The organism is Roseateles sp. P4_D2 (genome assembly GCF_056401875.1).
In genome coordinates, this window is record NZ_JBFUIM010000031.1 from 1 (window position 1) to 10,774 (window position 10,774).

6 protein-coding genes and 1 pseudogene are annotated in these 10,774 nt (G+C 66.3%); all 7 read right to left on the minus strand.

The genetic code is table 11. The annotated features are described in order from the left end of the window. Positions 1–498: glycosyl hydrolase family 28-related protein (locus AC1DW0_RS29355; protein WP_477949589.1), on the minus strand; the 498-nt coding region annotated here is incomplete at its 3' end. After that, entirely contained in the window at positions 495–2,132 is a 1,638-nt protein-coding gene (locus tag AC1DW0_RS29360; RefSeq protein ID WP_477949591.1) for an alpha-L-fucosidase, read from the minus strand. The genes AC1DW0_RS29360 and AC1DW0_RS29355, both read right to left, overlap by 4 nt. A gap of 29 nt (positions 2,133–2,161) precedes the next feature. Continuing rightward, positions 2,162–3,802 carry an alpha-L-fucosidase gene (locus AC1DW0_RS29365; protein ID WP_477949593.1) on the minus strand — a complete coding sequence of 547 codons (1,641 nt, stop codon included), beginning with the start codon at positions 3,800–3,802 and terminating at the stop codon, positions 2,162–2,164. A gap of 5 nt (positions 3,803–3,807) precedes the next feature. Then, positions 3,808–6,018 (minus strand): WD40/YVTN/BNR-like repeat-containing protein, encoded by a 2,211-nt coding sequence (locus AC1DW0_RS29370; protein WP_477949594.1) that lies wholly within the window; start codon positions 6,016–6,018, stop codon positions 3,808–3,810. Between the two features lie 80 nt (positions 6,019–6,098). Continuing rightward, positions 6,099–7,757, minus strand: a complete 1,659-nt coding sequence (locus tag AC1DW0_RS29375) for a glycoside hydrolase family 5 protein (RefSeq protein ID WP_477949596.1) — start codon at positions 7,755–7,757, stop codon at positions 6,099–6,101. Positions 7,758–7,921: 164 nt separating this feature from the next. Next, entirely contained in the window at positions 7,922–10,420 is a 2,499-nt protein-coding gene (locus AC1DW0_RS29380; protein WP_082532515.1) for a dockerin, read from the minus strand. Positions 10,421–10,529: 109 nt separating this feature from the next. After that, positions 10,530–10,774: pseudogene (locus AC1DW0_RS29385) on the minus strand (dockerin); the annotation flags it as partial.

Consider the following 10,774-nt stretch of genomic DNA (forward strand, 5'->3'; position numbering starts at 1 on the left):
GTAGTAGTAGCCGGTGTATTTGTCGTGGCCGCTGATCAAGCCTTTGCCATGAATCAAGCCGCCGCCGACGATGGCCACGTTGTCCAGACCAATGCCCCAGATCAGGCTGTTTTGCCAGTGGCTGTGGCCGTAGTCCTGATAGTTGCCGCCGGCCTCGTTCGGCTCGGGCAGGTCGTAGCGCGCCACGCTGGCGTCAACGGCTTCGATCACCGCGCCCGCTTCCAGGTAGAGAGTGATGTTGCTCTTGAGCCTGATCGACGCCGACAGGTAGCGTCCAGGCGGGAAATAGACAGTACCCCCGCCTGCTGCGGCCGCGGCAGCAATGGCCGTATTGATCGCCGGCGAGTCGAGCGTGCGGCCATCGCCCTTGGCGCCGAAACGCTTGACGTCGAACAGCGAACTCGTGGGTATGGGCGGCGCCGCCAGCGAGCAGGCCGGCACTGCAGCAACGAGCGCAACGGCACGTGCCAGGAAATGTCTGCGGATAGGTAGCGTCATGCGAGCCCGCCGCCCGAAATCTTCAACGCCACGGCCGGCGAACCAGCCAGGCCTTCGGGGAGCCGCACTTCCAGTCCTTGCGGGGTGCGCTTGAAGGGAAGGCTGTCGGTGGAGCCCACGGCCTCGACGCGCTCGATCGCGCCAGGCGCCAGCACCGAGTCCTGCGCCAGTGCGGCGATGCGCATGACGCCGTTCTCCGGCCAGGCCAGCCCGATGGCGTAGAGGGCGCCGGCCTTGGCCGTGAAGCGGATGTCCTGGGTGGTGAAGTTCTTGAGTTGGCCTTCGCTGAACATCCCACCACCGACCTTCGTCGGCCCTTCGCCGAAGGTGCGCCACGGCCGCGTGCCATGGATGGCCTCGCCGTTGCGGCCCATCCAGGCGGCGATGTCTTCCAGGACCTTGCGCTCGTCGGCGTCGATGGTGCCGTCGCCACGCAGCGGGATGGACAGCAGCAGGTTGCCATTCTTGGAGACGATGTCCGTCAGGCGGTGGATGACGCTGGCGGCCGACTTGTAGCCGTGGTTGTCGAAGATGCCGCGGTTGTAGTGCCAGTCGCCGATGCAGGTGCAGGTCTGCCAGGGCAGCGGCTCGATGCCGGCGCGCTGGCCCCGCTCGAGATCCTCCACCACGCCGCCACGCATTTCGGGTGAGAGCTCCTTGGCGTTGATGACGGCCTCCACCTTGCCGTGCCAGGCCATGCTGGCGTTGTAGTAGTGCGCCGCGATGTCCAGGCCGGCCTGGCCGAGCGGCAGGTGAGAGTTATCGAAGTAGACGAGGTCGGGCTTGTAGCTGTCGATCAGGTCGCGGCAGCGCAGGAACCACTGGCGAATGAACGCCGGGTTGTTCGGTGGCTCCACGTCTTTCCAGGTGTAGTAACTGCGCTTATGCCATTCGGTGACGGCGGCCACGGTGCTGATGCCGTCGGGCATCACTCTGTTGGGCCCCGTGTAGAGGTCCTGCGGGTCCAGGCCTTCCCACCATTTGCCCTTGCCGTCAGCCTTGGTCAGGTTGAAGGCGTCGTAGCGCTGGCCGGCCAGTGGGCCTTCGGGGTCGTAGCCATAGGCAGGCGCCAACCAGTGCCAGGCACGCGACGAGTGGTTGCTGACGCCGAACCGCAGCCCCTTGGCGCGAGCCAGCTTGGCCCAGGTGCCGACGATGTCCTTCTTGGGGCCGACGCGCACCGAGTTCCATGCGTGGTACTTCGAGTCGTAGGCGTCGAAGTTGTCGTGGTGGTTGGCGAGCGAGACAAAGTACTTCGCACCCGCCTTCACGTACAGGTCCATCAGCGCTTCGGGGTTCCAGTTCTCCCCCTTCCAGCGGTTCTGCATCTCCATGAAGCCGACCTTCGTCGGGTGGCCGTAGGTCTTGACGTGGTGGTCGTACTGCCCGCTGCCCTGCATGTACATGTTGCGGGCATACCAGTCGCCCCTCTCGGGCACGCATTGCGCGCTCCAGTGCGCCCAGATGCCGAACTTGGCATCGCGGAACCAGTCGGGCGTGCGGTAGCCGTCGACGAGGGAATCCCAGGTCGGCTTGAACGGGGCGGGGGCGGCTTGCGCGGCGGGCAGCCCGGCGCCGCCCATCGTGGCGGCGGTGGCCTGCAGCAGGGAGCGGCGGGAAAGTTTCTGCGTCATGGCTTGTTTTCAGTGAAAAGGGCGGCCGCTCATGCCAGGCCCGGGCCGCGCACCTTCAGCGCGATCGCGGGCGTGCCGGCCAGCCCCTCGGGCAGCCGCACCTCCAGCCCTTGCGGCGTGCGCTTGAAGGGCAGGCTGTCGGTGGAGCCCACGGCTTCGATGCGCTCGATCACGCCGGGCGCCAGCGCCGAGTCCTGCGCCAGCGCGGCGATGCGCATGACGCCGTTCTTGGGCCAGGCCAGCCCGATGGCGTACAGGGCGCCGGCCTTGGTGGTGAAGCGGATGTCCTGGTCGGTGAAGTCCTTGACCTGGTTTTCGCTGAACATGCCGCCACCGATCTGCGTCGGCCCCTCGCCGAAGCTGCGCCACGGGCGTGTGCCATGGATGGCCTCGCCGTTGCGGCCCATCCATTCGCCGAGGCCCTCCAGGACCTTGCGCTCGTCTGCGTCGATGGTGCCGTCGCCGCGCAGCGGGATGGACAGCAGCAGGTTGCCGTTCTTGGAGACGATGTCCACCAGGCGATGGATGACGCTGGCCGCCGACTTGTAGTGATGGCCTTCGAAGACACCGCGGTTGTAGTGCCAGTCACCGATGCAGGTGTCGGTCTGCCAGGGCAACGGCTCGATGCCGGCGCGCTGGCCGCGCTCGACGTCCTCGACGATGCCCGCACGCCATTCAGGCGGGATCTCCTTGGCGTTGAGGACGGCCTCCAGCTTGCCACCGTGCCAGGCCATGCTGGCGTTGTAGTAGTGCGCCGCGATGTCCAGCCCAGCCTGGCCGAGCGGCAGGCGGGAGTTGTCGAAATAGACGAGATCGGGCCGGTAACTGTCGATCAGGTCGCGGCAGCGCAGGAACCATTGGCGCGTGAACGCGGGGTTCTGTGTCGGCGGGTTCTCGTCCCAGACGCGGTCGTGCTTCTCATGCCAGTCGTGGGCCGCCTGCGTGGTCTTGATGCCGTCGGGCATCACCATGTTGCGGCCCGTGTAGAGGTCCTGCGGGTCCAGGCCTTCCCACCATTTGCCCTTGCCGTCGGCCTTGCTCAGGTTGAAGGCGTCATAGCGCTGGCCGGCCAGCGGCCCTTCCGCGTCGTAGCCATAGGCCGGCTGCAACCAGTGCCAGGCATGCGCCGAGTGGTTGCTGACGCCGAAGCGCAGCCCCTTGGCGCGGGCGATCCTGGCCCAGGTGCCGACGATGTCCTTCTTGGGGCCGACGCGCACCGAGTTCCAGGCGTGATATTTGGAGTCGTAAGCGTCGAAGTTGTCGTGGTGGTTGGCGAGCGAGACGAAGTACTTCGCACCGGCCTTGGCGTACAGGTCCATCAGCGCTTCAGGATCCCAGTTCTGCGCCTTCCAGCGGTTGTTCATCTCCATGAAGCCGACCTTGGTCGGGTGACCGTAGGTCTTGACGTGGTGTTCGTACTGGCCGCTGCCCTGGATGTACATGTGGCGGGCATACCAGTCGCCCGCCTCGGGCACGCACTGCGCGGTCCAGTGCGCCCAGATGCCGAACTTGGCATCGCGGAACCAGTCGGGCGTGCGGTAGCCGCCGACGAGAGAGTCCCATGTGGGCTTGAAGGGAGAGGGCGCTGCGTGGGCGGCAGGCAGGCCGGCGGCGCCCATGACGGCGGCGGAGGACTGGAGCAGTGCGCGGCGGGAAAGTTGTTGACTCATGGTGCTCAGGGTTTGAGTGAATGGGGAGCGCCCGCCGGCAGGCCGTAGACGATGCCGCGGCCCACCGTGCTCATGTAGACCAAGCCTTCGACGTTCATGTCGCCCATGACGAACTCGCCGTTGCCGGGGCCGCCGAACTGGTGGGCGTCGTCATTGATGCGCTGCCAACTGCCGCCAGCGTCGGCGGAGCGATACACCCCCAGTGGCTTGCCCTGGGGCGAGCCCCAGATGAAGACGGTGGGGTAGGGGGCGTTGGCCATGGCCTTGCCGAAGCCCACCGCGCCGCAGTGGGCGACGTTGGGAAGGGTCGTGAACGTGCGGCCGGCATCCGTGGAGCGCGCCAGGCCGCCGGCCTTGAGGGCCACCCAGACATCACCTTCGCGCCCCGGCGTCACGCGCACCAGCGATGAGCCATTGGCAGCCAGCGTGGCGGTGGCAGCGAAGCTGGCGCCGCCATCGGTGCTGACGCGCACGGTGCCGCGGTCGTAGGCGTAGAACTTGGCCGGGTTCACCGGGTCGCCCACCGGCCGCATCGGCGCGCCTTCCAGGCCGCGCACCGCCGTCCACACGGGCTTGGCCTCGGTGAAGTTGGTGGAGCGGACGGTGCGGTTGCTGCCGTCCGCCTGGCGGAAGCTGTGCAGCAGCGCAGCGCCGTTGGCCGACAGCGCCAGCGTGCCGTAGTCACCCTGCATGCCGGCCACCTCGGTCCAGGTGGTGCCGGTGTCGGCCGAGCGGTACATCTTCTTGCCGCCCACGCGCACGACGACCGCCGTGTTGCTGCCCGCGACGGCGAGGCCCGTGGTCGAGCCCATGCGGGGTTCGTGGATGGGCGCGAAGGCGTCCAGCTTCTGGTGGCGGAAGCCGTCGTAGTCGGCGATCACCGACAGCAGCGGGCCGCCGGGCACGCTGACGGCCACGTTGGGCACAGTTTCTTCCAGGCCCTTGACGGTGAAGGTCCAGGTGGCCGGCGTGGCGTCGATGTCGGCCGTGCGGAACACGCCGTTGCCGGAAGTGACCCAGACGGCGCGGGTGTCGAAGGGGTCGAATTCGATGGAGCCCGTCCAGTGGATGGCGTAGGCCGAGATCCAGCTGACGCCGCTGGTGTCCATGGCGAAGCCGCGCTCCACCACGTCGGTCCAGTTGCGGCCACCGTCGTTGCTGACGTAGAAGCGGTCGCCAGCGTTCTTGCCGCCCTGCGGCATCCAGGTGTTGATGGTCGAGATGACCAGGCGCTTCGCGTTGCGCGGGTCGACCGACACGCCCGAGAACGCGTGCTTGATGCCCTTGGGCGTGACGTCGGTCCAGGCGCCGCCGGTGACCTGGTACTTCCAGACCTGGCCGGCCGTCAGCGGCTCGGGCAGGTCCAGCTTCTTCCAGTCGCCATGCGGGCCTGAGCCGTCGCCGTAGGTGATGTAGAGATGGCCGTCCGCGGCGAGCGTCGCGCGCTGCGGGATGTAGGCCGACGGCGCCTCGGCCACCGGCTTGAAGCTGGCGCCGGCGTCGTCGCTGCGATAGAGGTTGGGGCCGACCGAGCCGAAGCGCGACACGCCCACAAAGATCCGCTGGGCCGTGCCATTGACCACGCTGGTTGGATCCAGCAGCACGAAGCTGATGCCCGTCTCGTTGGGCGTGGTGGTCACCGGCAATGCGTCGACCCGCTTGAAGCTGGCGCCGGCGTCAAGGCTCTTGAACAGGCCGTTGGCACGCGAGCCGACATAGAGCACCTTGCCGTCACCCGGGTCGACCTGCATCTTTTCGCCATTGCTGCGGCCCAGGCTGTTGCCATTGGCGCGGAAGAGGTGGCTCACGTCGGTGATGCGGCTGAAGGTGGCGCCGCGGTCGGTGGAGCGCATGACCGCCGTCTTGCCGCCGCTGAAGTAGGGCACCCCGGCCAGCAGGTAGACGACGGCGCTGTCCTTGGGGTCCAGCGCCAGGGCGTCCACGCTCAGCAGGCCAACGTCGGCCTCGGACACGCCGTCGAGTAGCGAGGTCCAGCGTGCCTTGGCGGCGTCCCAGCGGTAGGCGCCGCCGACGTCGGTGCGGGCGTAGATGAGGCCGCGCTCGGTCTGGCTGGGCACGATGGCCGCCACGTAGCCGCCGCCGCCGATGGCGAGGCTGTCCCAGCGATAGGGCTCCGCCTGGCTCAGAGAGGCCAAAAGCGCCAGCGCTGTTGCCAGCAGCGGGCGCCAGAAAGTCTTGGTTCGTATCAGTTTCATCTGGGTCGACGCCATCACGCGCGCGCCTTAAAGCAGGAAAGACCGGGTCGTGAATTCACGACCCGGTCTGCGTCGTCACATCACTTGGCGTTGTCGACGATGGCCTTGATCAGTTCAGGGAAGTACTGCGCACCGGTGTAGCGGTTGAACAGCCCGAACTGGTGGTTGGCGTCATAGCCGTTGTCCCACCACACCGGCACGATGCCGTGCTGGAAGGCGGACTTGGTCACGTACTTGGTCCAGGCGGTGCGGTAGGTGCCGGCCGGGTCGTACTCGGACTTCAGGATCGCGCCATATTCACCCATCAGCACGGGCAAGCCGGCGTCGACGAAGCGGGACTTCATCTTCTGGAACTGCGCGTCGACGTACGCCTCGTTGGCCCAGGTCTCGGTCACGGCCGGATTGGTCGCGGTCGCGCCCCACTGCCAGATGTTGCTGCTGCCGTCGAGGGCGAAGTGGTACGGATCGTAGTAGTGCACTTCCAGGAACATCCGGTTGGTCGCGGAGTCGTTGGGTTTGATGAAGCCGTTGTAGGTCGAGTCGATGTTGGTGTTGAAACCCTGCACGACGAGATGGCGCTTGGCGTTGTTGCCGCCCGTGGCCCGCACCGTGTCGACGAAGACCTGGTTGAACCCGTTCTGGACGGCCTGGTACTCGGCCGTCGGTGGGCCGTAGTCGCCGGACACCATCACCTCGTTGGTGCCGGCGAACAGCAGGTAGTCGTCATAGTTCTTGAAGTTGTTGGCGATCTGCGTCCACAGCTTGGCCAGGCGCGCGTTGGCGCTCGCCTGGTAGGCGTAGGTCGGGATCAGCCAGCTGCCTTCATGGTGCGTATTGAGCACGACGTAGAGGCCGACGTTGCGTGCGTAACCGACGACCTCGGTGACACGCGCCATGAAGGTTGGGCTGATGTTGCCGTTGGCGTCGGCGTACTGGTTCCAGCTGACGGGGATGCGCACGGTCTTGAAGCCGGCCGCCTTCACTGCGTTGAGCAATTGCTGGTTGATCAGCGGATTGCCCCAGTTGGTCTCGTTGGGTGAGGCGTCCAGCGAGTTGCCGATGTTCCAGGCGGGCGACATCTGCTGCGACAGCTGCACGCTCGTCAGGTCGCGCATGGAGCCGGGCACGGTGATCGCGAACGCCTGCGTGCTCTTGGCGCCGCAGCTGTTGGTGTAGGTGGCGGTGGCCGTGCAGCTGGCAGCAGGCGTGATGGTCTGCTCGCGTGCCGAGCCTGACGTGCCGCAGCCGCTCCAGCCCCACGAACCGCCGGTCACCGGCTGCGGGCCGAGGATGGCCGAGTTGCCTGCAGTGATCGAGGCTGAGGCCGTCTGCGTCCAGGACCCGTTGGCGCTGATGTAAGGCGTGATGGCCGTCGGCGTGCAGCTGCTGTTGCGCGTGGCAGTGGCCACGCCGGAGTTGTAGCTGCCGCCGTTGGTCGTGAACTTGACCCAGTACCAATAGGGCGTGCCGTTTGCGGCCGTGGAGTCGGTGTAGCTCCTGGCGCTACTGCCCGGCGCGGCGATGCGGCTGCGGCCGTTGGGATCGGCGTCGGTATCGCGGTAGACCTCCAGGCGCGAGACGTTGCCGCTGACGGTCCAGCCCAGCTGTACGTTGTCGGTCGTGCCAGTGGCCGTCAGGCAGACGGTGGTACCGCCGCCGCTGCCACAGCTTTGTGCCTGGGCCAATGGGGCCCCGCTGACCCCCAGGGCCAGCAGCAATGTGGATAACAAGGCTCTCATGGTTCTACCTTTCAAGGTTGAAAGTGCTCGGCCGGTTGTCTCCGCCGGATGCGAGCGTTATGGACGGTCGGCGCCAGGGCTTGGGCATAACCGTCGAACAAGGTGAAGGAGGTGGCGGCAGGCCCGGTGCCATGATTTGGACGCCAGCCTGCCGAGCTCTCGGTTCAATTGCTGTAGAGCACGCCGCGGCCCCCGCCGGCGGCGTAGATCCGGCCGTAGGTGTTCCAGTCACCCGCCAACCTGGTTATGCCGCCGAACTGATGGGCATCGTCGTTAAAGCGGGTCCAAGTGCTGCCTGCATTGTTGGAAGCCCACACACCCCACTGGCCGTTGATCACGCCCACCACGTAGACCGCGGCGGAATACGGCGCGCCAGGGGCTGCCTTGCCCAGAGTCAAGGCACTGGCACCGTTCACGTCGGGCCAAAAGTCGCTGCCGAAAACAGACGCGAAGTTGTTGAACTTGGTCCAGGTGGCGCCCGAGTCGACCGAGTGGTACACGGTATTGCCGTCAGCCACCCAGATGTCGCCCTCGACGTTCGGGTTGACCGCCATCCCGGTCAGGAAATACGGATTGCCCTTCATATTTGCCGACACCGAACCCTGGCTCAGCGTGAAGTTGTGGCCGCCATCCGTCGAGACGTAGAACTTGCCCGGACCAGCAAACACGGAGCCGCCCGAATCGTAGGCATAGACCTTGTTCGGATTCCTGCGATCCACCGCGAGCCGGTATGAGCGAGGGAAGCCGGACGTCTCCGGCAGCGCGGGGAGATTGGTCGCCGTCCAGCTGGCGCCATTGTTGGTGGTGTAGGACGGCACGGTATCGGGCGGCGCCCAGATCGCGTTGTTGCGTGAGGTGACAGCAATGTTCGACGATTCGTGCGTATTGGTCGCGGCGCCGGGAGGCAAGGTGGCAAAGCGTGTCCACGTGGTGCCGCCGTCGCCCGACCAGTACCCGAATCCTTTGTGATCCCCGTGCGTGACGCCGGTGAGGGCAATGTATTGCGGATCCGACCAGCTCATGTCGGCGGAATTGCCATTGCTCCAGCCGGTGTTGGGGCCTTTGGTCGGCGTCGTCGCGAGGTCTGTCTGGACCCAGGGGCCGATGTCGCCCGCGCTGCTGATGAACTTGTAGGTCGCGCCGGGTGGAGGGGTGATGAGCGCCAGCGTGGCAGTCTCTTCGAGATTGTTCAGCTTGGTGGTCCAGCTCGGTGTCGCCGACGAGGCGTTCATCGTCTCCCAGATGCCGGGACCGTCAAGGTGCAAGATGTGGTCGCGGTTGTTCGGATCGATCTCGATGTCGTCATTCCAGCCCCAGTACCCGGCGCTGTTCTGCTCGTGGGGCATCATGGACTCGATTTCGCGCCAGGTGCTGCCTGCGTTGTCGGACAACTGGGTGATCTTCTGGCCGGTGAAATCGCCCCAGGTAGCGCTCACGGCCAGCGCGATGCGGGTGGTCGGGCCGCTGCCGTAGACGGACACGCCGCCGTAGCCGCCCGTGGTAGTGCTGCTCAGCAAGGTCCAGGCGCCGCCATTGATACCGGTGTACTTGTAGAGGTAGCCGGGACCGTCGCCGCCCGGGCCTGCGTTCTTGTTGAACACCACGTAGTAATTGCCGTCGGCGGCGCGCGCGAAGTGCGGGATGTAGTACCCGGCGACGGCGGCCGGCACCGCGACCGGCGTCCATGAATAGCCGTTGTTGCTGGACCTGTAGAAGGTCGAGGTCAGGCCCGCTGCGGTGGCGTAGTCAGGAGCGATCGCGGCCCACATGTTCCAGGTCGGCTGGCCGCCGCCCACGTTCCCGTTGTCGAAGATGATCTGCTCGACGCCGACCATGGCGTTGGTCGTCGTGTAGGAAGACAGGCCCGTGACCTGCGCCCAGGTTTGGCCGGAGTTCGTGCTCTTCCACAGGCCGGCCTTGGTCGAACCGTAGAACATCGTCGACGGATTGGTCGGATCGAGCCTCAGGCGCTCGCCAATCGCCCGACCGGTATCGGCGCCGGCAAGAAACGGCAGCGTGACCCATGTCCAGCTGTCGCCGCGGTTGCTGGAAATGTACAAGCGAGCGTTCTTCTTGCTATCGCCCGCGACCATGTAGACCCGCTGGTCGTTGGTTGGATCGAGGGCGATGCTTTCGACGGTGTGGAAGGCTCCTTCTATCCCCCCCCCGAAACCCGGGCCGTCGGTGATCGGCACCCATTGCGAGGTGGCCTGGTTCCAGCGGTAGGCGCCGCCGACGTCCGTCCGGGCGTACAAGAGGTTCGGGGTCGTCGGGTGATAGATCAGGCCGTCGACATAGCCGCCGCCGCCCCACTTCACGCTGTTCCAGGTGCCCACTTTGATGGAGAACGCCTGCTGGGACTTGGCGCCACAGCTGTTGGTGTAGGTGGCGGTGGCCGTGCAGGCTGCGGCCGGTTGGATGGTCTGCTCGCGCGCTGCACCGGCGGTGCCGCAGCCGCTCCAACTCCACATGCCCCCGGATATCGGCTGCGGGCCGAGGATGGCCGAGGCACCGGTCTTGATGGTGGCCGATGCCGTTTGCGTCCACGTGCCATTGACGTTGATGTAGGGCGTGATGGCGGTCGGCGCGCAGGTTTGCGCCAGCGCCAGCGGGGCTGCGCTCGTGCCAAAGGCAAGCAGCAGCGCGTGTATCAAGGTTCTCATGTTCTACCTTTCAGTGAAGGTGCTCGGCCGGTTGTCTCCGCCGGTCACGAGCGTTATGCAGCGGCAGACCGGCGCCAAGAACTGGACACCGGCCTGCCGAGCCCTTGTTTCAGTTGCTGAACAGCATTCCTCGGCCGGTACCACTGATGTAGATGCGGCCGTAGATGCCTTGATCGGCCGCCATGACGCCAATGCCGCCGAACTGGTTCGCGTCGTCGTTGAAGCGCGTCCAGGTGGCGCCGGCGTCGTCGGAGCGATGCACGCCCCACACGCCGTTGATCACGCCCACGACGTAGACCGCGGCCGAGTACGGCGCGCCGGCTTTGGCCTTGCCCAGCGCGATGGCGCTTGCAC